We start from the raw sequence: 24,732 nt of genomic DNA, 5'->3' as shown, positions 1-24,732 counted from the left end.
AGGTGCTGAGCCGATGCCGGTGGAGGGTCGGGGTGTCCTAGTGCCGCGTTATGCAGTCCTGAGCGGGTAATCCGGGTGTCGGATCTTGGAGTTGATGGCGAATCCGGACTTGGGTTGGGCTCGGCGGTTGCGCCATCGGATGTAGTCGCCGATCGCGGTGTCCTGCTCGGTGTGGCTGCGGTGGTCGGTGCCGTCCAACACGACCGCCACCCCCACCGACGAGGTCACCGCCTTGCTCGGGGCGGAACTGGGGCATGTCACCACCCGAAGACAAATGCCTCATACCTCGCCACGGTGGTGATCGACCTCGCCGCCGCCGCCGACCTCGGCGACACCTACGACTTCGCAATCAACGAACTCCTCGCCGCCGACGCCCGCCCGACTCTTGTCGTCGCCGACGAGACCGAGGCGAAGTGGGGAACCGCAGACGTTGGACTGGAACTCGTGCCCGTAGTGCGGTACCGGGAGCCCTGGACCCGCGACGCTGTCCATTCCTCGCACCACCGGGCTGAGGTGGGCACGGAGATCACTGCCTGGGACACCCTCGCGCTGAGCAGCCTGGCCGCGACCGGCACGCGTGGTGTGGGCCATCAGTCACATCAGCAAGGGGCATCCGTGCGGTGATGCGGGATGCGGATGACACCCAGCGGTCAAGGAGCGCGGCTCTCCTGGCGGAACACGCAGGAAGACGTCAGCCAGAGCGCGACATCATCCATCGCTCGGACCCGCCGCTGGGCCACCATAGATGATTATGTGCTCCCAATTTGCTCGCACCGTAAGGAGCAACTACGAAATGGCTCGTTACCGGAGATCCGGTAACGAGCCATTTTACCTGCATGTATAACTGGTGGGCGATACTGGGTTTGAACCAGTGACCTCTTCCGTGTCAAGGAACGGACCGCAACGCTCTGACCAGCAACGACAAAAGACCCGCAGGTCGGGCGAGGGACAATACGTGCAGGTCAAGGCCGTTGAGCGCCGTTCAGTGCCGTTGGGAGCGCGGCCCCGCTCCCAATCTGCCCCCCCCACGCCATCCCACGATCCGAGGGAAATCCGACTCGAGGCGCACTGACAAGCCGCCGACCGCGCGCGTCACCACCAGCCGAAGCCGTCACGCTCGGTGGCCGGCCCCCCGTATCGGCTCGACGACCGGACATGGCTCCCCTCTGTGTCAAGCCATCGTCGGGAGCGGGGTTCTAAGCTGGGTGGCGGCGGGTCCGGGAAGTGACTTCTCCGAAGAGCCGGCATGGGGATGTGAGCTGGTCACGCTGGAGTCAGTAGTCGTTCCTCGTTGTCCTCCCGGGCCCGTCACCTGGCCGGCCGTGGCGTCGTCGATCATCTGCCGGTAGACGATGTCGGACAGGCGTCGTTTCAGCGCCCGCATCGCTTCCATCGACGTCTTCCCGGCGGTCTTCTTCCGGTCGAAGTAGGCGCGGCCCTCGGTGGGGTTGCGTAGTTGGACGGTGGCCATGATGTGCAGGACTCGGTTGATCTGCCGGTTCCCGGCGCGGGAGAGCCGGTGGCGGACTTGTTCGCCGGAGGAGGCGTCGATGGGGGCGGTGCCGTTCCAGGAGGCGAAGTGGGCCCGGTTCGGGAACCGGGTGACCTCGCCGACCTCGACCAGCAGTCGGGCGGCGCCGGAGGGTCCGATGCCGTGCAGGTCCATCAGCGTGGTCCCGGTGGAAGCCACGAGCTCTTTCAGTTCCTTGTCGGCTTCCTTCGTGCGGCGGTAGACGCGTTCGAGGTCACCGATCAGTTCCGCGGCGACCCGGCGCCGGGTCTTGCCGACGACGTCACGGGGCCGGACCGTGGCCAGCAGTGCCTTGGCCTGGGCGGCGGACAGGCTCTTCTTCGCGCCGCCCGGTATGAGCTCCAGCAACAGTTGGTGCAGCTGGGACACCATCCGGGTGTGGTCCTCACCAAGCGACCGACGACGGTCGACCAGAATCCGAAGCAAGGCGAGCTGCTCATCGTTGACGACCGGACGCAATCCGGCCATCCGGGTGCCGACCAGCGCGATGGAGTGGGCGTCGGTGGCGTCGGTCTTGCGACCCTGGCCGGTCGCGAACACCCGCGCCCTGGCGGACAGCTTCGGCGGGACGTCGACGACCTGCTCACCGTCGGCCAACAACCGGTTGGCGATGTGCCGGCCGATGCCCTGGCAACCCTCAATCGCCCACACCCGGACCGGCCACTGGCCGGTGTACTGTCTCATCGCCGCGTAGCCGTCCCGACCGGTGTCGAACCGGCCGCCGCCGACGATGGTCTCGTCGCCGGCCATGACCTCGATCGTGGCAGAGCGCTTGTGCGGGTCCATACCGATGACCACACGATCCGACGTGACCTTCAACGCGTCCTCCGATGCTCGATCCACCTGAGTTGTCGAGCCGGGAGGGCAACGCTGCTTCGAGCTACGCAAACCCCTCTCGAGCCTCTCCCCGCCCTGGCGGCGCCCGGGACTGCGCAGGCCAAATGAGAGCCACACGACCAGCGTGGGCAGCCGATGTGAGAGCGACAGCCCGGGCACCTGGACCAAAGCCTGGCCGGGCTACGGTCCTACCGCAATGAAACAAGCAGCCGATGACGGGGCTCGGTGATTTACCGAGCCGTCGCCCTCCGGAGATCGCTCAGCCACTCGACGCCGAGGCTGTGGCCGTCGGGGAATTGGTCGTCGCGATCCCAGCGCCACGTAGTGATCATCGCCAGCATGAGGGTCCGGCAATCTCGGAGCAGGTGGTGATCGACGCCCAGGTAGAGGTCTGCGACCTCGTCGGGTGCGTGGGCCAGATCGAACTCGATCGGCCCCCGGCAGCACGTCTCGAAGTCGATGAAGAGCAGACCGATCGGGGTCGAGAGCAGGTTGCCCGGGTGAGGTTCGCCGTGCAGGAGTTGTTCGGGCCGGCCGCTATCGCTGACCGCTCGGCGCAGGCGGTCCAACGTGCCGGCGAGAAAGATCCGGTCCGCGTCGGCCAGCTTCGGCGTCCGGTCGTGATCGACCACGAGCGTCTGGGCCTCGGAAACCCGGTCCGTGAAGTGCGGGGTGCGCAGGTCGACCCGGCGCATTCCGGCGTGCAGACGTCCGAGCGCTCCGGCGTAGTCCGCGGATGGGATCGCTTGAGTAGTCACCGGTTGGTAGTAGGTCCACAGAGTAACCACGTAGTCGTCCCAGACGAAGACCTCGGGCGCTTCCAGCGCGGCCACCGGGCTCCCGACCTCGAACAGTCGCTTAGCGGTATCCACTTCAAGCTGGGCGCACTGGTGCGCCGCCGGTGCCACCTGCGCCACCACGTCGCAGGGCTGCAGACGCAGGGTGAGCTTGTTCGAGTTGTGCAGGACGGCGGCGTCGTAGGCGGTCAGGCCGAGCGATGAGGCGATCGACATGGCTGCCTGTGTTGCCCGCTGGGCCGCATTCGCCTGCATCGGAGCACCGTAACTCAGCGCTTTCGGCGCAGCCGTATTTCGGTCTGCGTCAGGAAACTAGAGCGACGGCGACTACACCCGGATCTGTCGAGAACCGGGATTCCGATCATGTTCAGCAAGCTGCGGACATGCAGGCGCTACTGGACGTTCCAGAGGCCGGGGTCGTCCTAGTGGTTTTTGGCGCCCTTGCGTAAGACTGTCCGTAGCTGGGCGACACCTTCGGCGTCGGCCGGAAGGCGCAGGTGCTCCAGCAGAGTGAGCGCCTCCGCTGGTTGAAGGTCGCCGTAGACCGCGTGATAGCCGGCCAGCAGACCGTGGAACACCGCCGGGTGTAGCGCAACGACAGTCGCGGCGGCCCGGAATATGTCGTGCTTGTCGGCCCAGCGAACCGTGCCCGAGTCCTCTAGTACTCGAACGTCCCGGCTCGATCCCGGGGCACGTCGATCTGGACCGGCCCGCCGGCGTCGGTCAGTACGCTCTTCGGCCGGCTGCCGTTACGGATGTTGCCAGCGCCGACGCCCGCCGGATCATGTTTTTTCATAGCCAAGGTGCTCGGTCATCTCCTCGTTGAGCGCGGTCTCCAGGACCGTCTTGGTCAACTGCTTGAGCAGACCGTCCGGACCTGTCAACGGCAGGCCCTGCTCCTTGGCCAACCGCACCAACTCGGCAGCGGCTTTCGCCTCCGCCGACGGCTCGGATTTCGCCTTCCTCGGGGTCACGTTATTCAGTGTCGCGGTCATCACGGCACCCTCCTCACCAGGCACACGCCTGGCGTGTCAGGCCGGAACACCGTTCGATCCACAGACCCGTGGAGGACTTCCTGGGAATCGGCTGCCGTCTGGGTGTGGTCGTGGGGGGCGGCCATCGGGGCTTTCGGTGTCGTGGGCTGTCGGGGCGGGTGGTGCTACCGGTTGTCGCGGTCGGCCCGGGACCGAGCCCTAACCGCCGTGGCAGGTAGATCGGGATGGTAAGGATAGGGGAGGACTACGGGGACGGGAGCGTGGGTTTTTGGGTCCTTGGTTGTCCGAAGCGTTGGTCGGCTGGGGGTGGGTCAAGCCGTTACTCTCGGTTGGCTTCTGTCTTACCGTGGTGCGCGGCCGTGACGTGCGGCGGTTGGCCGACGATTTGGGGTTTGATCCGGAGGTGTCCGCCGTGTTAGAGCGCGGTGCGGCGGTTGAGGAGTTCGGCGTAGCGGAGCCCGTGGTCCGGGTCGGCTCGGCGGGGGATTGGAGCTTTGCCTTTCAGGAGGATGGGGTAGAGGTCGGCCAGCTCGACTTGCTGCGGACGTTGTCCACATCCGGTGAGGCGGTTACGGTCTGGAAGTCGGCCTCGGCGATGGCCTTTTTCGGGTATGCGCGAGATGGACAGGTCGTGGTCGGCTTCGAGCCGGACATAGCGCATGTGCGTCTCGGTAGCGCCCCAGATGAGCTGGTTGACCAGCAACGTCTGGTTGGGTTAGATCCTGATCGGCCGATGCCTGGTGACGGGGAGGTGAGCCCGGTCCTGCGCGCGCTTGCGCTGCTGTCGCAGCTGACCGGGGTGCGCCTCGCCGCAGGCGACATCGAGGGGCCGTTGCTGTCGGACTGGCTCAACCTGTAGGCGGTGCGGTCCGGGCCGGTGGCGGGCCCGGAGCGGACCGGACCGCACCGCACCGCACCGCACCGCACCGAGGTCTAGCTTGTGATGCCGATCCAGTATTCCTCGTGGTCGAGGAGCCGCTGGGCGGTGGTGAGCCGGCCGAGGTCCCCACCGACGTCGGTGTTGCTTGCCAGGCTGACGTGGCCGCGTACGCAGCGTTCGCTGCCGGTGACCGGTTTGAGGTAGCGCACGTCCCAGGTGCCGGTGACATCGTCGATGTACGGCAGCACCTCGGCGCACTGGGCTCCGGTCAGACCGAGCATGGCGCCACTTTCGTAGGTGGCGGCGAACGGGAACTCGTCGCAGGAGTCTTCTGGCACCTCCGCCGGCCGTGGTACGAACGTCGAGTCGCAGATGATGTTGCGGTTGGTGCGTTGCAGCGATTCGTCGGCGAGCCGGCGCAACGGGGCTCCGCCGCCGTACTCGTAGCCCCACCCGTCCGTGAGGTATTGCTGGCCCAGCGATCATGACGGCCGAGGCGCCGTCGGTCGAGTAGGACAGCAGCAGGGTCGGAATATAGGACCGCACCACACATCCGGACCTTGAGCCAATCATGGCATCACAGCGGATGGTGAGGACGTCGGGCAGCCGCCAGTTAATCGACGGGATGATCGGGATCGCTCCCGGTGCGGTCGCGGTCAGCGTCCACGTCGGGATGATGGAGGTCGTGCTACCGCTTGAAGGGTTGCCGGAGAAGCGGAGTTCGCCAGATTCGAGTTCGAGATACGTCAGTGACTCGACTCCCCATGCGTCGGACTGCGGCACCGTGCACGGTGCCGAGCAGGCGGCGGTGAGCTGGACCAGAAGGCTGGAGACCTGGCCGGTACGGGCGATCATCTCCACGTGAGAGCTCTCCGTCCAGGCCGAGCTCGTGTTGCTCAGCTGGATGCTCTGTGACACCCGGCCGGGGTAGATGAGGGTGGCGCCGCACTGGTTGACGAGCCGCTGCTGCTTGGGGAGCAAAGATCCCGACGATGTACTCAGCCGCCTGCTGTGCGATCCGGTCTCGCGCCGGGCTTGTTCTTTAACTGAACCGGTGCAGGAGCTGTACCAGCTGACGCTGCGCTCCAGTGTCACCGGCTGTGGCAAGGTGCCGCGGAAGGCAGCCCACGCCGTAGCCGAAAGATTCAGGAGTAGGCGTGGTGAGGCTCTCTGATCACCCAGTTCGCTGGTCCGGTTGACGGACCCTCACGGAAGCCGTTAAGGGCTCCGCCGACCACGGACCCGTCAACGTGGCCCAACGCCCGACGACGGCGATCATCTTGCTGCCAGTCCGACCGGTACGACGTCATCCATCGCTCGGACCCGCCGCTGGGCCGCCGTAGATGATCATGTGCTCCCAATTTGCTCCCACCGTAAGGAGCAACTACGAAATGGCTCGTTACCGAAGATCCGGTAACGAGCCATTTGACCTGCATATATAACTGGTGGGCGATACTGGGTTTGAACCAGTGACCTCTTCCGTGTCAAGGAAGCGCGCTCCCACTGCGCCAATCGCCCTCGTTGATACCGAGGTGGAGACGGGATTTGAACCCGTGTACACGGCTTTGCAGGCCGTTGCCTCGCCTCTCGGCCACTCCACCGAGGTAGCCCCCGACTTGTGGCGGCATCTCCGAGCGGACGACGGGACTCGAACCCGCGACCCTCACCTTGGCAAGGTGATGCGCTACCAACTGCGCTACGTCCGCTTGTCTCCGGTGTTTCCTGGTGACGGATGAGAACTTTAGCCGAGGCCACGAACAGATGCCAACTCGGGGGCGTACAGGCTGGTCAGCAGGGGTTCCGTGCCGTCGGTGGGGCCCGATCCGGGCAACCAAGCCCAGGGCCGGACAGACGTCCGCGCCGCCACCCCTAGAGCTTCCTAGGAACCTGGGGTTCTAGGGGTGGCGGCGCGGGCGGACGTACGGCTACTTCGGGGCGTTCAGGTCGTCGAGCGCCTGGGCCGCCCCTCGGTGCAGGAGCACCGGGTCGGTCTTGCGGGCGGTGTCCAGGCTGATCTCCTTGGCCGCCGCGTTGGCCTGTTCCAGTTGGGGCTTCCGGTCGAACAGCGTCTTGGTCAGCACGCAGACCACGTTCGCGTCGAGGGTGTCCTTCACCAGCAGGAAGTTGGGTACCACGATGGTCTTGACGTCCGCCGGGGTGCCGTACGTGGAGGCCGGGATCGAGCCTTCCTCGTACACCGGGTTGATTTTCTTCATCTCAGCCAGCAGTGGCGTGATGTCCAGAAACGTTACCTGGCCCTTGGCCGTGGTGAGCAGATCCGTGATGCCGGGGGTCGGTAGGCCGCCGGACCAGAACAGCGCGTCGATCGAGCCGTCCTTCATCCCGTCCACGGTCTTGGTCAGGTCCAGCCGTTGGGCCTGGATGTCCTTTGCCGGGTCGAGCCCGGCGGCCTGGAGCAGCCGGTTGGCGATGACCTCGGTACCCGACTTCGGTGAACCGGTGGAGACGCGCTTGCCCCGCATGTCGGCCACCGAGTTGATCCCGGCGCCGCTGCGCACGATCACCTGGGTGAAGTTGGTGTGGATCCGGGCCAGCGCCTGCACCGGTTGCTTCTGCCCCTCGAAGCTACCGGTGCCCTGCACGGCGTCGGCGGCCGTGTCGGCCAGCGAGAACGCCACGGCGTACGTGCCGGCGACGAGCTGCTGGATGTTCTGTACCGACGCCCCGGTCTCGGCCGCCGTCGCCTTCACCTTGCTGCCCGGGCTGCTGGAGACCTGGTCGGCGTAGGCGTTGCCGAGCGCGAAGTAGACGCCGGTGGCGTTGCCGGTCGCGATGCCGATCCGGGTCTCCGTGGCGACCTCGCAGGTGACCTCGCCACCGGCGTCGCTGGTGCCGGCGTCCTGCCGTCCGCCGCAGCCGGCGAGTCCCGTCAGGCCCAGGCCGGTGGCCGTGACCACTGCCAGGATCCTCGTTGCACGCTTCATTTCGCTTCCTCTCCCACGCTCGAACCGAACTCCTGCCGCCTCGAACCGGCGTCCTCCGCCCCGGCACCCGGCCCGGCACCTCCGGTCACACCGTCGCCTCCGGTGACACCGCCACCTCCGGTCGCACCCTCGCCTCCGGTGGCACCGCCGGCTCCGCTCACACCCGCGCCGGGCGCACCGCCGGCTCCGGCCACGCCCTCGCCGCCGGTCACACCGCCACCTCCGGTCGTACCGCCCGGGACCGGCGGACCTGCCGATGCCGGATCGTCCGGACCTGTTTCCACCGTCCCGCGCCGCCGCGCCAGCGCGATCAGCACGGCGATCACGATCAACGCGACCCCGATCGCGATCGAGACCGGGTGCAGGTAGAGCAGCAGCAGTCCGGCGAGCGCCGTGAGGACCCGCTCGACCGGCCCGGCCGGGCCCACCCCGAGCAGCCAGCCACCGGTCGCCACCGCCAACGCCGCCACCCCGAGACAGCCGACCAGGCCGGCCCAGAGCACCTCCAGCGGCGAGCCCCGGCCGAGCAGGTACTCCCCGGGCCCGGTGAGCACGAACGCGATCGGCGCGAGGAAGGCCGGCAGGGCGTACTTCAGGGCCTGCCACATCGTCGGTACGGTCCGGCCGCCGGTGATCGCCGCCGCGCCCACGGCGGCCAGTGCGGTGGGCGGGGTGACCTCGGACAGGACCGAGTAGTAGAAGACGAACATCGCGGCCGCCGGCGCCGGGACGCCCAGCGCCAGCAGCGCCGGGCCGATGATCACCCAGCCGATGATGAAGGACGCGGTGACCGGTACGGCGAGCCCGAGCAGTGACAGCGCGACCGCGGCGAACACCACGGTCAGCGCCAGTACGACGGTCGGGTCGTCGGCGAGCGCCTGGGCACCACGGACCAGTAGCGAGGCGAACTGCGCACCCAGCCCGGTCTTCGTGGTGGTGGCGGTGATGATGCCGGCCGCCGCGCAGACCGCCACGACCGGAAGTACGCCCCGTACGCCCGCGGAGAGCGCGGCGAAGAGCCGCTGCGGGGTCAGCCAACTGCGCCGGTCGAGGAAGGACAGCAGCACCGCCAGCCCGGTCGCGTAGACCACGGACCGGGTCGCGCTCACCCCGACCGCGAGCAGTACGACGATCACGATCAGCGAGGAGAAGTGGTAGCCGAACCGGGCCAGCAGCCGCCACGCCGAGCCGGCGGCCACCTCCACCGGCCGTACCTTGAACCGGCGCGCGTCGATCTCGACGGCGAGCAGGATGCCGAGGTAGTAGAGCAGGGTCGGGATCACCGCCCAGCCGAGCACGGTCAGGTAGGAGACCTCGAGGTACTCCGCGACGATGAAGGCGGCGGCGCCGAGGGTCGGCGGGGAGAGGATCGCGCCCACCCCGGCCGCCGCCAGCATTCCGCCGGCATGTTCGGCGGGATAGCCGGCCCGGCGCAGGATCGGCCAGGTGACCGCGCCGACGCTGACGGCTGTGGCCGTACCCGATCCGGAGACCGTGCCGAGCAGGAACCCGGAGGCGACCGCGGTCCGGCCGGCGGCGCTGCGGGACCGGCGGAAGGCGGCGACCGACAGGTCGACGAAGAACCGTCCGGCGCCGGAGAGGTCGAGCACGGCGCCGTAGATGGTGAACAGCACGATGTAGGTGGCCGCGACGTCCAGCGGGGTGCCGTAGAACCCGCTGCCGGAGTTGTAGAAGGCGTCGACGATCTGTCCGAAGTCGAGGCCCGCGTGGGCGATCGTCCAGGTCTGGGGCAGCAGTCCGCCGTAGTAGCCGTAGCCGAGGAAGACCAGGCAGACCACCGGCAGGATCCAGCCGGTGGTGCGCCGACAGGCCTCCACCAGCAGCACCAGCAGCAGAGCGCCCATCACCACGTCCACCGGGGCGAGCAGGCCCTGCCGGTCGAGGAAGGCGTCGTAGCCGCCGCCCGCGTTCCCGAACGCGAGCGGGATCACCGGATAGAGACAGACCACCAGGGCCAGCCCGGCCAGCAGCCAGTCGGCCACCGTCGGCAGGTCACGCCGGCGCTCCGGCGGGCCGTCCGGATCGGGTACGCGTGGCGCCAGTCGCGCCGGCAGCCGGCCCGTCAGCCGGTCCGGTAGCCGCAGGCCCGACCGGTACGCGAGAAAGACCAGCGGAAGTACGCCGGCCAGGAAGACGATCAGATAGAACTGGCTGCCCTGTGCCAGCGGGCGGAACACCTGCCACAGCACCAGCAGCGCGACGGCGAACGCGACCACCGCGACGCCGAGGTCGACCGGGCCGGTGAGCCGGCGGGCGGGGCGTTCCTCGTCGTCGAACGCCACCGGGGCGTCGGCCACACCGGGGGTGGCCAACGCGACCGGCGCACCACGGGTCGACTCCACGTCATGGCGCGCCTTCGCACCAGGGGTCGACTCCGCGTCACGGGGCGACTCTGTGTCACGGGTCAGGTTCGGGGGTTGCGGGCCGGAGCCGCCGGCCGGCCGTTCCAGGGTGGACTCACCCGGCGCCGGTCCCGGCTCGGCATCCGCCGCCGGAGGGATTTTGGCCACACCGTCTGGCATGAGCGGACCCTACTATGCGGTACCGATCATGGCCGATCTTCGTGGGCCGGGCGGTTGGCTCCACGGGCCGGGCGGTTGGCGTGGTGCGCCGGCCGGTATTCCGGCCTCCGGAGCCGGTCGTCACCCCGTTCCGGAGGACCTGCCGTCGTCGACGCCGACGCCACCGTGGACCCGGTCCGCCGGCTGCGCGTCCGCAGGGGCATCGTGACGCTTCTGATGCGCTACTGGACAGTCTGACCCGGTAGTAACTTATCCGACGTGTTGATAGCTTATTGTGCTGGCCCGGATGGGCTAACGTAGCCGCGTGACGAGACGTGCGGCCGAGGTGCGTTTGGATTCGCTGCTGCGTACGGCCTGCGACGTGATCGCGGCGCGTGGGCTGGCGAATACCCGTACGGCCGACGTGGCCGAGGCCGCCGGGGTCAGCCAGGCGCTGGTCTTCTACCACTTCGCCACGAAGGAGCGACTCGTCGCCCAGGCCTTCGCGTATGCCGCTGAGCAGGATCTCGCCCGGCTCGACGTGGTGCACCGGTCCACCGCCAGCCCACTGGTCAAGCTCAAGAAGCTGCTCCGGCTCTACGCCCCGCCGGGACGTACCCGGTCGTGGGCGATGTGGATCGACGGCTGGTCGGAGTCGCTGCGTACCCCGGAACTGGAGAAGGTGTCCCGGCGGTTGGACCTGCGTCGGCGCGAGGGGCTCGGCGAGGTGATCTCGGCCGGCGTCGAGGACGGCGTCTTCACCTGCGACGACCCGGCCGGAGCCGCCTGGCGGATCAACGCCCTGATCGACGGGCTCGCCGTGCAACTGGCGGTGCACGACCGGGTACTCCCCCGGCGCCAGCTCACCGAGTGGGTACGGCTCTCCGTGGCCCGCGAGCTCGGCCTGGTCGCCGGGCAACTGGACTGAGCCCGCCCGACACCCTCCTCGACCGACCCATCCCCCACCCAGCGATCCCCCACCGATCGACGGCGGCGTCATCCGGCACCTCGACCCCGCGCGCCGACGCAGCGCCGCCAGGCGATCCCTCGGCTGATCCAGCGGCCCCCCGCCGATTCCCCGCCGACCGCCCATCCGCCGATCCCTCGCCGATCCGGCCGGTTCCGCTCCGGGCAGTTCCGGCGCCGGACGGCCGATCGGGGCAGAATCGGGTGATGGACCTGCTACGGACGTACCGACGTGCCCTGACCGGGTTTGCCGACCACGTCGGTCGGATCGGCGCCGACCAGTGGACCGCAGCCACGCCGTGCGGGAGCTGGGATGTCCGGACGCTGGTGAACCACGTCGTCGGCGAGGACCGCTGGTCGGTGCCGCTGTTCGGCGGTGCGACGCTGGCGCAGGTCGGTGACCGGTTCGCGGGCGACGTGCTGGGCGACGATCCGGCCGCCTCGGCACGGGACGCCGCCGAGGCGGCCGACCGGGCGGTCAGCGAGCCCGGCGCACTGGACCGCACGGTGGAGTTGTCGGCCGGGCCCACGCCCGGCCGGGAGTATCTGCACCAGTTGATGGCCGAGCACCTGGTGCACGGCTGGGACGTGATGGTCGCCGTCGGCACCGAACCCCGGCTCGACGCCGAGGCTGTCCGGGAGTGCGCGCGCTGGTTCACCGACCAGGTGTCGATGTACCGGGCCGCCGGGCTGGTCGAGCCGGGCGTACCGGTGGCGCCGGACGCGAGCGAGCAGGACCGGTTGGTGGCCGCGTTCGGCCGCGATCCGGGCTGGCGCCCGAGGTCCTGACCGGCGCGCTGCGGCCGGTGCTCGTCGCGCCGGAGGGCCACGCGGACCGGCGACAGACCCGGGGGCGTACGGCTCCGGGAGGCGGCACCGTACGTGCTCCGGCCACGCCGGACAGTGCATGAACCGATTCATTCGAGCCGGCGTACGGGGCCGCTCCGCCGCACACTGTCGAGGCAGGACGGGACCTCCGTTGACAGGCACTGCCCCTCGGGGGTACTTTCGTGCCGCTTGTTGAATGGTTTCACACAGCCTCGCCATCGAGGTACGTGTGCGCGCCCCTGGGGTGTGGCGGCCACGAGCCGATGGGATGTCCACCATGACAACTGGAACACTGCACCGGCCGCCGCCCCGGCCCGCCGATCCTGGCGACGGCGCGACCCCGGCCCGGGCCCGAAAGCGCCGGAGCCAATCCGGCATCGCGTACCTCTTCCTGTCCCCGTGGGTCTGCGGGGCGCTGCTGCTGACCGTCGGTCCGATGCTCGCCTCGCTCTACCTCTCGTTCACCGACTACGACCTGTTCACCAGTCCTGAATGGGTGGGCCTGGAGAACTACAAGCGGCTCTTCACCGACGACGCGCGCTTCCTGGCGTCGGCGAAGGTGACCGCGGGGTACGTGCTGATCTCCGTACCGCTGAAGCTGGCCGCGGCCCTGGCGGTGGCGCTCCTGCTCCACCGCAACCGGCGCGGGCAGGGGTTCTACCGGTCCGCCTTCTACGCGCCCTCGCTGCTCGGCACCGGTGTGGCGATCGCGCTGGTCTGGCGGGCGATGTTCACCGACAGCGGCGTGGTCGACTCGGCCACCGGCGCCTTCGGCTGGGACACCGGCGGTTGGATCAACGAGCCCGACTACGCGCTCTACGTGCTGATCATCCTGGCCGTGTGGCAGTTCGGCGCTCCGATGGTCATCTTCCTGGCCGGGCTCAAGCAGATCCCGACGGAGCTCTACGACGCCGCCGCGGTCGACGGTTCGGGGCGATGGCGGACGTTCCGCTCGGTGACGCTGCCGATGCTCTCCCCGATCATCCTGTTCAACCTGGTGCTGGAGACCATCCACGCCTTCCAGGCGTTCACCCCGGCGTTCATCGTCAGCGGCGGGCGGGGCGGCCCGAGCAACTCGACCCTGTTCTACACGCTCTACCTCTACGAACGCGGGTTCTCCCAGTTCCGGATGGGCTACGCCTCGGCGATGGCCTGGCTGCTCCTGCTCATCATCGCCATCATCACGGCGGTGTTCTTCGGCACCTCGCGCCGCTGGGTGTTCTACTCCGGGGAGGACCGGTGACCACGCTCCAGGATGGGCGGTCGGCTCGGCCCGACGGCGGGCCGGACGTACGGCCGGCGTCGAGCCGACGGCCGGGCGCATCGGCCGCCCGGCTCCGGGGAATCGGCTGGCACGTACTGATCATCGGGATGCTGGCTCTGCTGCTTTACCCGGTGGTCTGGCTGCTCGCCACCTCGATCAAGCCGACCGACGAGATCCTCTCCAGCCTCAGCCTGCTGCCCAGCCGGCTCGCCCCGGAGAACTACACCGCCGCGATGGACGGGATCGCCGGAATCAGCGTCTGGACGTTCTTCGGCAACTCGGTGCTCGTCGCGATCGGCTCGGTGATCGGCAACCTGGTCTCCTGCGCGCTCGCCGCGTACGCCTTCGCCCGGCTCCGCTTCCGGCTGCGCGGGCCACTGTTCGCGTTCACGCTGCTGACCATCATGCTGCCGTACCACGTGGTGCTGATCCCGCAGTACACGATCTTCCAGAAGCTGGATCTGGTCGGCACCTTCGTACCGCTGATCCTGCCCAAGCTGCTGGCCACCGACGCGTTCTTCGTCTTCCTGATGGTGCAGTTCATCCGGGGCCTGCCCCGCGAGCTGGACGACGCGGCGGAGATCGACGGCTGCGGTCCGGTGCTCACCTTCCGCTACGTGATCCTGCCGCTGCTGAAGCCGGCGCTGGTCACCACCGCCATCTTCACGTTCATCTGGACCTGGAACGACTTCTTCAGCCAGCTCGTCTACCTCAACGACCCGGATTCGTACACGCTGCCGCTGGCGCTGCGACTGTTCATCGACCAGACCAGCGAGTCGGCGTTCGGTCCGATGTTCGCCATGTCGGTGCTGAGCATCGTGCCGGTCATGCTGTTCTTCCTGGCCTTCCAGCGCTACCTGGTCGAGGGCATCGCCACCTCGGGCCTGAAGGGCTGACCACCGGCGTCCTGACCGGTCCGCACCGGACCGGTCAGGACCGGCCCGGTCGGAGATCTGACCGGTCTGGACCGGACGACTCAGGACCGGACGACTCAGGGACCGGACGGGTCAGGACCGGACGGGTCAGGACCGGATCGGACCGGTCAGGCGTCCGTGACCGGGGCCAGCCCGAGCACCTGGGCCCGGGTCAGTTCGCCGTCGACGACCACGATCCGGTGCCGGCGCCGCAGCGCCGTACCGGCCGGCACCGGCAGCGTCCGTTCGAACGCGAGCGCGACGCAGACCCCCGGATAGATCCCGGTCCGGACGAACCAGTGGTCCCCGTCCCCCAGGTCGGCGAAGAGCAGGGTGTACGACGAGCCGCCCTCGCCCCGGCCGACCAGCGCCAGCCACGGCTCGGTGCTGCCGTTGACCCGTTCCTCCCCGTCCGCCGTCGCGGTGAACGTCCGGCTCTGTCCGGGCGCCACCCGCCAGAAGAAGCCGCCGTAGCCGGCACCACCCGGGCGGCCGTTGGTGCCCGGGCTGCCGAGCACGATCTCCCGGTCGTCGGGCGCGGTCAGGGTGTAGCCGAAGTCGAGCTGCCAGGCGTCCGACCGGCCGGTCAGCGCGGTGGCGGTGACCGTGCGCTCCTCCACCAGCAGGGTCGCGCCGGCCGGGTCCAGCCAGCGCAGCCGCTCGGCGAAGCCGCTCCCGCCGTCCGGTACGTCGGCGGCGGGGAGCCAGCCGTCGTGCAGGATCCGCCCGTGGTCGTCGAGCCAGGTGTAACCGGTGTCCCGGACGTACGTCCGGCCGCCCCACAGGTTGGTCCCCGAGACGTCCTGCATGGCGACCGAGACCCCGAGGTGCCAGCGGTGGTCCTCGGGCAGCGTGTCGGTCACCGGCGTTCCGCCGAGGGTGCGCACCGGATGCAGGTAGGGCCGGGGCGACCAGCGCGGGTCCACGTACGGGTCGTCGAGTACGTACTCCGCCACGGTCTCGCCGTGCACCCGCAGCCGTACGTCGGTCAGGTCCTCGCCCATCGTCGCCGCCCTCTGTCGGTCGATCGCCGGTCCGGTCGAACCGGTGGGAAAGCGCTTCCCCTGGCCCGACAGCGTACCGCCGGCCGATCCGGTGGGCGAGGGTCGCGGCGCGCTCGGATGCCATCGGGGTGCTCGGCCCCGGCGGGGGAACCCCGGGCGCTTGGCGACGCGGCGTACTGTCAGGCCCACGGTGGCGACACAGGCGTGGGTTGTCGTCGTCCGGTACGCGCCGCTGCGTTCGCTGCCGGCTAACCTTGACACGTTTCAGCCGGACGAGCGGGCTGCGGAGGGAGACGGTCGTGCCGGGACCAGCGGTGAGTATCCGAGACGTGGCCAGCCAGGCGGGTGTGTCGGTGGGCACCGTCTCCAACGTGCTCAACCGGCCGGACATCGTCGCCGCGTCGACCCGCAACCGGGTACTGGCCGCGATCAGCGAGCTGGGTTTCGTGCCGAACGACGCCGCGCGGCAACTGCGCCGGGGCCGGGGCCGCACGCTCGGTCTGGTGGTGCTGGACGTGGCCAACCCGTTCTTCACCGACGTCGCCAAGGGCGTCGAGGACGCCACCGGAGCGGCCGGGATGGCGGTGATCTTCTGCAACAGCGACGGCGACCCGGCCAAGGAGAGCAGATACCTCGACCTGCTGGAGGAACAGCGGGTACAGGGCGTACTGATCACGCCGGTCGACGATGCCAACGAGCGGCTGGTCCGGCTGCGCGAGCGGGGCGTCCTGGTCATCCTGCTGGACCGACGCTCGACCCGGCCCGACGTCTGCTCGGTGGCGGTGGACGACCGGCTCGGCGGGGAGCTGGCGATCCGGCACCTGGCGGAGGCCGGGCACCGCAGGATCGCCTTCGTCGGTGGCCCGTGGCGGCTGGAGCAGGTCCGGGACCGGTACCACGGTGGGCTGCACGCGCTGCGCGAGGCGGGGCTGACCGAGGAGCACCTGCGCCGGTTCGAGACGCCCAGTCCGACCGTGGCGGCCGGCCGGGACGCGGCCTCGCGGATCCTGGGCCTGCCCCGCTCGGCCCGGGCCACCGCGGTCTTCTGCGCCAACGACCTGCTCGCGCTGGGCGTGTTGCAGGAACTCACCCGCCAGCAGGTCCGGGTGCCGGAGGACATCGCCCTGGTCGGCTACGACGACATCGACTTCGCCGCCGCTGCCGCCGTACCGCTCTCCTCGGTGCGCCAGCCCCGGCAGCGGCTGGGGCAGACCGCAGCCCGGTTGATGCTGGACGAGTCGAACAATCCGGACGGTCATCAGCACCAACAGGTGATCTTCGAACCGGAGCTGGTGGTCCGGGAATCCAGCCAGTTCACCCGGACGCCGCACTGATCCGACCGCCCGCGTGCGGCACCCGGAGCGACCCGGTTTCTTGACAGGCCAGTGACGTCGCTCGTATGTTGAGGGCAGACCGTTGAAACGGTTCATTTCGTTGGGAGGCCGCCGATGCGGCGAGTGTGTTTCGTCCTGCGGGTCCGGCCCGAGCGGCTGGCCGAATATCGGGAACGGCACGCGGAGGTCTGGCCGGAGATGCTGCGCGCACTCCACGGGGCCGGCTGGCACGACTACTCCCTCTTCCTGCACGAGGACGGGCTGCTGGTCGGACACTTCCGCACCGCCGACCTGGCCGCCTCGCTCGCCGCGATGGAGCGCACCGAGGTCAATGCCCGGTGGCAGGCAGAGATGGCACCATTTTTCGTCGATCTGGACGGGCGACGTCCCGACGAGGGATTCGTCGTCCTCGACGAGATCTTCAACCTGGACGCGCAACTCGCCGCGCTCGACACCACGGAGGCCTGACTTGACCGAGCGAAGCGAGGGCATCATCCAGTACAGCCGGGACAGGTCATGGCGGCGCCGGGTGGCGCGGGGAAACGACATGACCGAACGAAGCGAGGAGCTGGCATGACCGAGACCGCCGTCCGGGACGCGCTACGCGCGCAACGGATCGAGGTGCCCTCCTGGGCGTACGGCAACTCGGGCACCCGGTTCAAGGTGTTCAGCCAGCCCGGCGTGCCGCGTACCCCGGAGGAGAAGATCGCCGACGCGGCCCAGGTGCACGCCTTCACCGGAGTGGCCCCGATCGTCTCGCTGCACATCCCGTGGGACCGGGTGGACGACTTCGCCAAGCTGGGGTCGTACGCCGCGGAGCAGGGAGTGCGGATCGGCACCATCAACACCAACGTGTTCCAGGACGACGACTACCGGCTCGGCAGCGTCACCAACCCCGATCCCCGGATCCGTCGCAAGGCCCTCGGCCACCTGCTGGAGTGCGTCGACATCATGGACGCCACCGGCTCGGCCGACCTGAAGCTGTGGTTCTCCGACGGCACCAACTACCCCGGCCAGGACGACATCCGGGCCCGGCAGGACCGGTTGGCCGAGGCGCTCGCCGCCACCTACGAGCGGCTCGGCGACGACCAGCGGATGCTGCTGGAGTACAAGCTCTTCGAACCGGCCTTCTACATGACCGACGTGCCCGACTGGGGCACCGCGTACGCGCACTGCCTCAAGCTCGGTGAGAAGGCCCAGGTCGTGATCGACACCGGCCACCACGCCCCGGGCACCAACATCGAGTTCATCGTGGCCTTCCTGCTCCGGGAGGGCAAGCTCGGCGCGTTCGACTTCAACTCCCGGTTCTACGCCGACGACGACCTGATGGTCGGCGCGGCCGATCCGTTCCAACTGTTCCGGATCATGTACGAGATCGTCCGGGCCGACGCGCTGCGCCCGGACTCGGGAGTCAACTTCATGCTCGACCAGTGCCACAACATCGAGCCGAAGATCCCGGCCCAGATCCGGTCGGTGATGAACGTGCAGGAGGCGACCGCGAAGGCGCTGCTGGTCGACGCGGAGGCACTGGCCGCCGCACAGACGGCCGGGGACGTACTCGGGGCCAACGGCGTGCTGATGGACGCGTACGACACCGACGTACGGCCGCTGCTGCGCGAGGTCCGCGCGGACCTCGGCCTCGACCCGGAGCCGATGGCCGCGTACGCCCGGTCCGGTTACGCACAGCGGATCGCCGCCGAGCGGGTCGGCGGCCAGCAGGCCGGTTGGGGAGCATGAGCGTGAGCAACGAACCAGAGGTCGCCGCGCTGCTCGACCGGGGACACCGGCTCGGCGCCGACCGGCGCAACACCAATTACGGCGGCGGCAACACCTCGGCCAAGGGAACCGGAAACGACCCGGTCACCGGCGGCCCGGTCGAGTTGATCTGGGTGAAGGGCTCCGGCGGCGACATCGGCACCCTCACCGGGGCCGGACTCGCCGTACTCCGGTTGGATCGGCTCCGCGCCCTGGTCGAGGTCTATCCCGGGGTCGACCGCGAGGACGAGATGGTCGGCGCGTTCGACTACTGCCTGCACGGCCGGGGCGGCGCCGCACCGTCGATCGACACCGCGATGCACGGCCTGGTCGACGCCGCGCACGTCGACCACCTGCACCCGGACGCCGGTATCGCGCTGGCCACCGCCGCCGACGGACCGGAGCTGACCCGCCGCTGCTTCGGCGACCGGGTGCTCTGGGTGCCCTGGCGCCGGCCCGGCTTCCAGCTCGGCCTGGACATCGCCGCGATCGCCCGGGACAACCCGCAGGCGATCGGCGTGATCCTCGGTGGACACGGCATCACCGCCTGGGGCGCCACCAGCGCCGAGTGCGAGGCACGCTCGCTGGAGATCATCGAAACCGCCACCCGGTTCCTCGCCGAGCACGGCCGGGCCGAACCGTTCGGTCCGGTGCTGCCGGGGTACGAGGCGCTCTCCGCCGAGCGGCGGCACGACCGGGCCGCCGCGCTGGCTCCGGTACTGCGCGGGCTGGCCAGCACCGACAGCCGGCAGACCGGACAGTTCCAGGTCGGACACTTCTCCGACGATCCGGCGGTACTGGACTTCCTGGCCCGCACCGAACATCCGCGACTGGCCGCGCTCGGCACCTCCTGCCCGGACCACTTCCTGCGGACCAAGGTCCGGCCGCTGGTGCTCGACCTGCCGGCGGAGACGCCGCTGCCGGACGTACTGGACCGGCTGCGGGAGCTGCACGAGGCGTACCGGAAGGACTACCGGGCCTACTACGAGCGCTTCGCCGGACCCGACTCCCCCGCGATGCGTGGCGCCGATCCGGCGATCGTGCTGGTGCCCGGGGTCGGCATGTTCAGCTTCGGCCGGGACAAGCAGACCGCCCGGGTCGCCGCCGAGTACTACCTCAACGCGATCAACGTGATGCGCGGCGCCGAGGCGGTGTCGACGTACTCGCCGATCGACGAGGCGGAGAAGTTCCGGATCGAGTACTGGCAGCTGGAGGAGGCGAAGCTCCAGCGGATGCCGAAGCCGAAGCCGCTGGCCGGGCGGATCGCGCTGGTCACCGGCGGCGGCTCCGGCATCGGCGCGGCGATCGTCCGGCGACTCGCCGCCGAGGGCGCCTGCGTAGTGGTGGCCGACCGGAACGTCGAGGCCGCCGCCACGGTCGCCGGGGAGATCGGCAACGCCGACCGGGCCGTACCGGTGCTGGTCGACGTCACCGATCCGGCCGGCGTCGAGGCGGCCTTCGCCGCCGCCGCGCTCGCCTTCGGCGGGGTCGACCTGGTGGTCAACAACGCCGGTCTGTCCATCTCGAAGTCGCTGCTGGAGACGACCGACGCGGACTGGGACCTCCAGCACGACGTGATGGCCAAGGGCTCGTTCCTGGTCTCCCGGGCCGCCGCCCGGGTGCTGCTCGACCAGGGGCTGGGCGGCGACCTCGTCTACATCTCCAGCAAGAACTCGGTCTTCGCCGGGCCCAACAACATCGCGTACAGCGCCGCCAAGGCCGACCAGGCGCACCAGGTACGACTGCTCGCCGCCGAACTCGGCGCGCACGGGGTCCGGGTCAACGGCGTGAACCCCGACGGGGTGGTACGCGGCTCCGGGATCTTCGCCAGCGGCTGGGGCGCACAGCGGGCCGCCGTCTACGGGGTACCCGAGGAGGAGCTGGGCGCCTACTACGCCCGCCGTACGCTGCTGGGGCGCGAGGTGCTGCCGGAGCACGTCGCCAACGCGGTGTTCGCGCTGACCGGTGGCGAGCTGTCGCACACGACCGGGCTGCACGTGCCGGTCGACTCCGGTGTGGCCGCGGCGTTCCTTCGATGAACCGGCGGACCATCCGGTACGGCGTCGAAGGTCGTCGGCACGCCGAACGCGGCGAGGCGGGGCGATGACGTCCCCGCCCTCGCCGGCCGCCCCGACGGCGGTGGCCGCGGTCGACCTCGGCGCGGCCAGTGGCCGGGTGATGCTGGCCGAGGTCGACCGGGACGGGGTGACCCTGACCGAGGTGCACCGGTTCGCCAACGAGCCGGTACGGCTGCTCGACACGCTGCACTGGGACGTACCCCGGTTGTACGCCGAGACCCTGACCGGGATCCGGGCGGCGCTGGCCCGCCGACCCGACCTGGCCAGCATCGGCATCGACTCGTGGGCCGTCGACTACGGGTTGCTGGACTCCACCGGCGCCCTGGTCGGCAACCCGGTGCACTACCGGGACGGGCGTACCGACGGGATCCCGGACCGGGTGGTCGGGGCGCTCGGCGCCGACTACCTCTACGACACGACCGGGCTGCAACTGCTGCCGTTCAACACCCTGTTCCAGCTCAGCGCCGAACTCGGCACCCCGGCGCTGGACCGGGCCGAGACGATGCTGCTGGTTCCCGACCTGCTCGGGTACTGGCTCACCGGTGTCGCGGGCAGCGAGGTCACCAACGCCTCCACCACCCAGCTGCTCGACGTGCGTACCCGGCAGTGGTCCTCGGATCTGATCGGACGGGCCGGTCTGCCGGCCCGGTTGTTCGGACCGCTGCGCCAGCCGGGCGACCCGGCCGGGGAGCTGCGGGCGGCGGTCCGGGAGGCGGTCGGCACCGACCGGCCGGTGCCGGTGACCGCGGTCGGCTCGCACGACACCGCCTCCGCCGTCGCCGCGGTACCGGCCGAGAACGACCGGTTCGCCTACATCTCCTGCGGCACCTGGTCGCTGGTCGGGGTCGAACTGCCCGAGCCGGTACTCTCCCCGGCAAGTCGGGCGGCCAACTTCACCAACGAGGCCGGGGTGGACGGAACCGTCCGCTACCTGCGCAACGTGATGGGCCTCTGGCTGCTCCAGGAGTCGCTGCGGGTGTGGCGGTCGCAGGGGCTCGCCGTCGACCTGACGGAACTGCTGGCCGCCGCCGCCCGGCAGCCGGCGCTGGCCGCCGTGGTCAACCCGGACGACCCGGAGTTCCTGCCGCCAGGCGACATGCCGGCCCGGCTGGCCCGGGCGTGCGCCCGGCAGGGTCAGCCGGTGCCGGACGGACCGGCCGCGCTGACCCGGTGCATCCTGGACAGTCTGGCGCTGGCCCACCGGGCCGCGGTACGGCAGGCGGCGCGGCTCTCCGGCCGGGAGGTCGAGGTGGTGCACATCGTCGGCGGCGGTGCCCGCAACGAGCTGCTCTGCCAACTCACCGCGGACGCCTGCGGGCTGCCGGTGGTGGCCGGTCCGGTGGAGGCGACCGCACTGGGTAACGCCCTGGTGCAGGCCCGCGCGCTCGGAGTGCTGTCGGGTGGGCTGGCCGAGCTGCGGGCCCTGCTGCGGCGTACCGGCTCCACCAGGGTCCACCGGCCGGCGGCCGGGGACGGGACCGACTGGTCGGCGGCGGCGAAGCGGGCCGGCATCGTCGACGAGTAGTCGGACCGGGTGGCCGGTACCGAGCCCGAAGACGAACGGCCCTGGTAAATGTAAAAACCCGTCTATCATGGTATTTATCTGTTAAGAAGGGGCTAACTGGACAAAATCCCAGGCCCTGGAGGTTGACAGATGGTGACGGAGTACCGGCCCCGGGCCGACGCCGACAGCCGGCGGGGCCGCCGCACCGACCTCACCGGACTCCGCGCCCTGGCGATCGTGCCACTGCTGCTCACGGCCGCCGGAGTCAGCGTCGTACCGGGCGGATTCGTCGGGATCGACATCTTCTTCGTGATCTCCGGGTTCCTCGTCACCGGCGCACTGCTCCGCGAGTGGAACCGCACCGGCGATGTCTCGCTGCGCGCGTTCTACGCCCGGCGGATTCGCCGACTGTTCCCCACCGCCGCCCTGGTCCTCGCCGCGTCGCTGCCGCTGGCCCTGCTCTGCCTGCCCCGGAGCCGGTGGGCCGGAACCGGTTGGGACGTGCTGGCCGGCGGACTGTCCGTACTGAACTGGCGGCTCGCCGGCCAGGACGCCGACGTGGTCGTACCGGACGCGACGACCAGCATCCTGGCGCACCTCTGGGCACTCGGCGTCACCGGACAGGCCCTGCTGATCTGGCCGGTGCTGCTACTCGGCATCGCGACCTGGGCGGTCCGCCGCCGGGGCCGTGACGTCCGGAGGCCGCTACTGCTCACCGCCGGCCTGATCGCCATCGGCTCGTTCGCCTGGTCGGCGTGGCGTACCGGCGACGACCCCGGGGGCGCCTTCCTGGGTACCAGCACCCGGCTCTGGGAACTGGCCCTGGGAGCCGTACTCGCCCTGCTCGGCACGCGGCTGGCCGGGCTGCCCCAGCGGCTGGGCAGCGTTCTCGGCTGGACCGGAACCGCCATGGTCGTCGGCGCCGTACTCGTCCTGCGGCCCGGGCCGGAGTTTCCCGGGTACCTGGCCCTGCTCCCCGCGCTCGGCACCGCCGCGATCATCGCCAGCGGCGCGGCCGGCGGCCGGGCCACCGCCGGGACCGCCGCCGCCGGCGGCGGGCCACACCGGATCCTGGCGACCCGACCGATGCGGACGGTCGGCGCACACTGCTATCCGCTCTACCTCTGGCACTGGCCACTGCTCGTCGCCGCGCACGCCCGGTTCGGCGAGTTGCACCCGGCGGCGGGACTGGCCGTGCTCGGCTGCGCCGCCCTGCTCGCCTTCCTCACCCACCGGTACGTCGAGACGCCGATCCGGGACGGCCGGCGGTACGGCTGGACGCCGGGCCAGCTGATCCAGGCCGGTGCGATGCTTCCCGCGACGGCAGTGGTCGGCGGGCTGCTGTTCCAACTCAGCGTCTGGCCGCCCGACCAACCGGCGCCGCGGTCCGGTGCCGCGCCGGTCTCGGCCCGCCCCACGCCCACCACGGCGACCCCGACCGCACCGGGCGCCGCGATACTCGGCAGATCCCCTCGAAACAGCCGCGCCGGGGTGCCGGTGGACCGGGTCCGTTCGATCACCCCGAACCCGCAGGACGCCGCGGCGGACGTACCCGACGTCTACCGGCACGACTGCTTCCCCGCCGCTGCCGGCGCGACCGCCCGGGCCTGTGTCTACGGCGACCGGACGTCCACCCAGACGGTGGTGCTGGCCGGCGACGGCCACGCCGCGAGCTGGGTACCCGCGCTCCAGGCGGTCGCGGAGGCGCGGCGGTGGCGGCTGGTCACGTACCTGAACCCGAACTGCCCGTTCCTGAAGCTGACGCTGGTCACCACCGACCGACGTGCCGCGACCGCCTGCGCACAGTGGTACGACAACGTCCGTGCCGAACTCACCGGGCCGGAACGCCCCAGGCTGCTGCTGACCACCAGCGCCCGCTACCCGGTGAGCCGCAGCGGCCGGACCCTGACCGGATCCGACGCCGACGAGGCGCTGGCCGAGGAGATGCGACGGACCTGGTCGGACCTGACCGCCGCCCGGGTACCCACGGTGGTGCTCCGGGACGTTCCGGTACTCGGCACGAACAGCGGGATGTGTGTGTCGGCAAACCCGAAGCGGCTGACCAGATGCGTCACGTCCCGCCGTACCGCGCTGGCGACCGGCGCCGGGGAAGCCCAGGAGGCGGCGGTGGACGAACTCGACGGCGTCTCCCTGATCGACCTGAACGGTGCGATCTGCCCCGCCCAGGAGTGCGCGCCGGTCATCGGCGGAGTGCTCGTCTACCGGGACAGCCAGCACCTCACCGCCACCTACGCGCGCACGCTGGCCCCACGACTGCGCAGCGCGCTGGACCGGGTACTCCGCGCCGCCCAGTGACACCGGGTCGGGCCGCCGGTGCCTGTTCGGGCCGGAGCGCCGGGCCGGCTGCCGGGCGCCGGTCAGCCGCTCCGCCCCCCAAGCGCCGGGCCGGCCGGGCCCGGAGATCCGTGGCGATCATCCCCTATGCCCCTAACCCCCGAGCCGGTACGGGACCTAGTCGATTAGGGCGAGAACACGGGCTCGTCCCCGATGTCCGGTACGTCGCGGACGCCGTACCGTCGGCGCCAGGTCTGGAACGAATGTCCAGATCATCCCGTAC

General features: G+C 70.1%; 19 protein-coding genes, 3 tRNA genes and 1 pseudogene. 13 read left to right on the top strand and 10 right to left on the bottom strand.

The window, feature by feature from the left end:
- Positions 1-294 precede the first annotated feature (294 nt).
- On the top strand, positions 295-624 hold the full coding sequence (locus tag H4W31_RS19245) for a hypothetical protein (RefSeq protein WP_192767925.1): 330 nt from the start codon (positions 295-297) through the stop codon (positions 622-624).
- A 547-nt stretch (positions 625-1,171) separates the two neighbouring features.
- Here the strand turns inward: H4W31_RS19245 and H4W31_RS19240 are convergent.
- From H4W31_RS19240 to H4W31_RS19230, 3 genes and pseudogenes are all read right to left on the bottom strand, one after another.
- Positions 1,172-2,374, bottom strand: a complete 1,203-nt coding sequence (locus H4W31_RS19240) for an IS110 family RNA-guided transposase (RefSeq protein ID WP_318783272.1) — start codon at positions 2,372-2,374, stop codon at positions 1,172-1,174.
- Between the two features lie 224 nt (positions 2,375-2,598).
- A complete protein-coding gene (locus H4W31_RS19235; RefSeq protein ID WP_192767924.1) occupies positions 2,599-3,420 on the bottom strand; it encodes a phosphotransferase family protein in 822 nt (273 codons plus the stop codon).
- A 409-nt stretch (positions 3,421-3,829) separates the two neighbouring features.
- A pseudogene (locus H4W31_RS19230) lies at positions 3,830-4,160 on the bottom strand (transposase); the annotation flags it as partial.
- Between the two features lie 280 nt (positions 4,161-4,440).
- On the opposite strand from H4W31_RS19230, the gene H4W31_RS19225 reads away from it, so the two are divergent.
- The gene (locus H4W31_RS19225) at positions 4,441-5,019 is read left to right on the top strand and encodes a DUF6461 domain-containing protein (protein ID WP_192767923.1); all 579 of its coding nucleotides are present in this window, start codon (positions 4,441-4,443) and stop codon (positions 5,017-5,019) included.
- Positions 5,020-5,093: 74 nt separating this feature from the next.
- Here the strand turns inward: H4W31_RS19225 and H4W31_RS19220 are convergent, their stop codons facing one another.
- Positions 5,094-5,462 carry a hypothetical protein gene (locus tag H4W31_RS19220; RefSeq protein ID WP_192767922.1) on the bottom strand — a complete coding sequence of 123 codons (369 nt, stop codon included), beginning with the start codon at positions 5,460-5,462 and terminating at the stop codon, positions 5,094-5,096.
- Positions 5,463-5,626: 164 nt separating this feature from the next.
- On the opposite strand from H4W31_RS19220, the gene H4W31_RS19215 reads away from it, so the two are divergent.
- The gene (locus tag H4W31_RS19215) at positions 5,627-5,905 is read left to right on the top strand and encodes a hypothetical protein (RefSeq protein ID WP_192767921.1); all 279 of its coding nucleotides are present in this window, start codon (positions 5,627-5,629) and stop codon (positions 5,903-5,905) included.
- Between the two features lie 578 nt (positions 5,906-6,483).
- Here H4W31_RS19215 and H4W31_RS19210 read toward each other — a convergent pair.
- The 5 genes from H4W31_RS19210 to H4W31_RS19190 all read right to left on the bottom strand — a co-directional run bounded on the left by H4W31_RS19210 (position 6,484) and on the right by H4W31_RS19190 (position 10,528).
- Positions 6,484-6,558 (bottom strand) — tRNA-Val (locus tag H4W31_RS19210).
- 12 nt (positions 6,559-6,570) lie between these two features.
- Positions 6,571-6,641 (bottom strand) — tRNA-Cys (locus tag H4W31_RS19205).
- Between the two features lie 32 nt (positions 6,642-6,673).
- Positions 6,674-6,746 (bottom strand) — tRNA-Gly (locus H4W31_RS19200).
- A 219-nt stretch (positions 6,747-6,965) separates the two neighbouring features.
- Positions 6,966-7,985 carry a TAXI family TRAP transporter solute-binding subunit gene (locus tag H4W31_RS19195; protein WP_192767920.1) on the bottom strand — a complete coding sequence of 340 codons (1,020 nt, stop codon included), beginning with the start codon at positions 7,983-7,985 and terminating at the stop codon, positions 6,966-6,968.
- Positions 7,982-10,528 (bottom strand): TRAP transporter permease, encoded by a 2,547-nt coding sequence (locus H4W31_RS19190; protein WP_225945591.1) that lies wholly within the window; start codon positions 10,526-10,528, stop codon positions 7,982-7,984. Before H4W31_RS19190 ends, H4W31_RS19195 begins: the two co-directional genes overlap by 4 nt.
- Before the next feature lie 304 nt (positions 10,529-10,832).
- Between H4W31_RS19190 and H4W31_RS19185 the strand changes: the two genes are divergently transcribed.
- From H4W31_RS19185 to H4W31_RS42880, 4 genes are all read left to right on the top strand, one after another.
- Complete coding sequence (locus H4W31_RS19185; protein WP_192767919.1) at positions 10,833-11,435, top strand: TetR/AcrR family transcriptional regulator; 603 nt, start codon at positions 10,833-10,835, stop codon at positions 11,433-11,435.
- Positions 11,436-11,680: 245 nt separating this feature from the next.
- A complete protein-coding gene (locus H4W31_RS19180; RefSeq protein WP_192767918.1) occupies positions 11,681-12,262 on the top strand; it encodes a TIGR03086 family metal-binding protein in 582 nt (193 codons plus the stop codon).
- A 316-nt stretch (positions 12,263-12,578) separates the two neighbouring features.
- Complete coding sequence (locus H4W31_RS42885) at positions 12,579-13,544, top strand: carbohydrate ABC transporter permease (RefSeq protein WP_225945590.1); 966 nt, start codon at positions 12,579-12,581, stop codon at positions 13,542-13,544.
- Positions 13,541-14,461, top strand: a complete 921-nt coding sequence (locus tag H4W31_RS42880) for a carbohydrate ABC transporter permease (protein WP_318783271.1) — start codon at positions 13,541-13,543, stop codon at positions 14,459-14,461. Before H4W31_RS42885 ends, H4W31_RS42880 begins: the two co-directional genes overlap by 4 nt.
- Positions 14,462-14,607: 146 nt before the next feature.
- Here the strand turns inward: H4W31_RS42880 and H4W31_RS19170 are convergent, their stop codons facing one another.
- Positions 14,608-15,483 carry a DUF6807 domain-containing protein gene (locus H4W31_RS19170; RefSeq protein ID WP_192767916.1) on the bottom strand — a complete coding sequence of 292 codons (876 nt, stop codon included), beginning with the start codon at positions 15,481-15,483 and terminating at the stop codon, positions 14,608-14,610.
- 314 nt (positions 15,484-15,797) lie between these two features.
- Between H4W31_RS19170 and H4W31_RS19165 the strand changes: the two genes are divergently transcribed.
- The 6 genes from H4W31_RS19165 to H4W31_RS19140 all read left to right on the top strand — a co-directional run bounded on the left by H4W31_RS19165 (position 15,798) and on the right by H4W31_RS19140 (position 24,470).
- Positions 15,798-16,817, top strand: a complete 1,020-nt coding sequence (locus H4W31_RS19165; protein WP_318783270.1) for a LacI family DNA-binding transcriptional regulator — start codon at positions 15,798-15,800, stop codon at positions 16,815-16,817.
- Between the two features lie 114 nt (positions 16,818-16,931).
- The gene (locus H4W31_RS19160) at positions 16,932-17,285 is read left to right on the top strand and encodes an L-rhamnose mutarotase (RefSeq protein WP_192767915.1); all 354 of its coding nucleotides are present in this window, start codon (positions 16,932-16,934) and stop codon (positions 17,283-17,285) included.
- Between the two features lie 105 nt (positions 17,286-17,390).
- Positions 17,391-18,554, top strand: a complete 1,164-nt coding sequence (gene rhaI / locus H4W31_RS19155) for an L-rhamnose isomerase (protein WP_192767914.1) — start codon at positions 17,391-17,393, stop codon at positions 18,552-18,554.
- Between the two features lie 2 nt (positions 18,555-18,556).
- Positions 18,557-20,611, top strand: a complete 2,055-nt coding sequence (locus H4W31_RS19150) for a bifunctional aldolase/short-chain dehydrogenase (protein WP_318783269.1) — start codon at positions 18,557-18,559, stop codon at positions 20,609-20,611.
- 64 nt (positions 20,612-20,675) lie between these two features.
- Positions 20,676-22,175 (top strand): rhamnulokinase, encoded by a 1,500-nt coding sequence (locus H4W31_RS19145; RefSeq protein ID WP_192767912.1) that lies wholly within the window; start codon positions 20,676-20,678, stop codon positions 22,173-22,175.
- 129 nt (positions 22,176-22,304) lie between these two features.
- Positions 22,305-24,470 (top strand): acyltransferase family protein, encoded by a 2,166-nt coding sequence (locus H4W31_RS19140; RefSeq protein WP_192767911.1) that lies wholly within the window; start codon positions 22,305-22,307, stop codon positions 24,468-24,470.
- Positions 24,471-24,732 lie beyond the last annotated feature (262 nt).

Source organism: Plantactinospora soyae, from assembly GCF_014874095.1.
Lineage (GTDB): Bacteria > Actinomycetota > Actinomycetes > Mycobacteriales > Micromonosporaceae > Plantactinospora > Plantactinospora soyae.
Note: the sequence above shows the minus strand (reverse complement) of the source record. Positions and strands in the feature narration are given on the sequence as shown.

Excerpts from the sequence above, each read along its gene's own strand:
- H4W31_RS19195 (WP_192767920.1), bottom strand. The coding sequence starts at position 7,985 with ATGAAGCGTGCAACGAGGATCCTGGCAGTGGTCACGGCCACCGGCCTG.
- H4W31_RS42885 (WP_225945590.1), top strand. The coding sequence starts at position 12,579 with ATGACAACTGGAACACTGCACCGGCCGCCGCCCCGGCCCGCCGATCCT.
- H4W31_RS19140 (WP_192767911.1), top strand. The coding sequence starts at position 22,305 with ATGGTGACGGAGTACCGGCCCCGGGCCGACGCCGACAGCCGGCGGGGC.
- H4W31_RS19190 (WP_225945591.1), bottom strand. The coding sequence starts at position 10,528 with ATGCCAGACGGTGTGGCCAAAATCCCTCCGGCGGCGGATGCCGAGCCG.
- H4W31_RS19170 (WP_192767916.1), bottom strand. The coding sequence starts at position 15,483 with ATGGGCGAGGACCTGACCGACGTACGGCTGCGGGTGCACGGCGAGACC.
- H4W31_RS19215 (WP_192767921.1), top strand. The coding sequence starts at position 5,627 with ATGGTGAGGACGTCGGGCAGCCGCCAGTTAATCGACGGGATGATCGGG.
- H4W31_RS19145 (WP_192767912.1), top strand. The coding sequence starts at position 20,676 with ATGACGTCCCCGCCCTCGCCGGCCGCCCCGACGGCGGTGGCCGCGGTC.
- H4W31_RS19180 (WP_192767918.1), top strand. The coding sequence starts at position 11,681 with ATGGACCTGCTACGGACGTACCGACGTGCCCTGACCGGGTTTGCCGAC.
- rhaI (WP_192767914.1), top strand. The coding sequence starts at position 17,391 with ATGACCGAGACCGCCGTCCGGGACGCGCTACGCGCGCAACGGATCGAG.
- H4W31_RS19235 (WP_192767924.1), bottom strand. The coding sequence starts at position 3,420 with ATGCAGGCGAATGCGGCCCAGCGGGCAACACAGGCAGCCATGTCGATC.
- H4W31_RS19160 (WP_192767915.1), top strand. The coding sequence starts at position 16,932 with ATGCGGCGAGTGTGTTTCGTCCTGCGGGTCCGGCCCGAGCGGCTGGCC.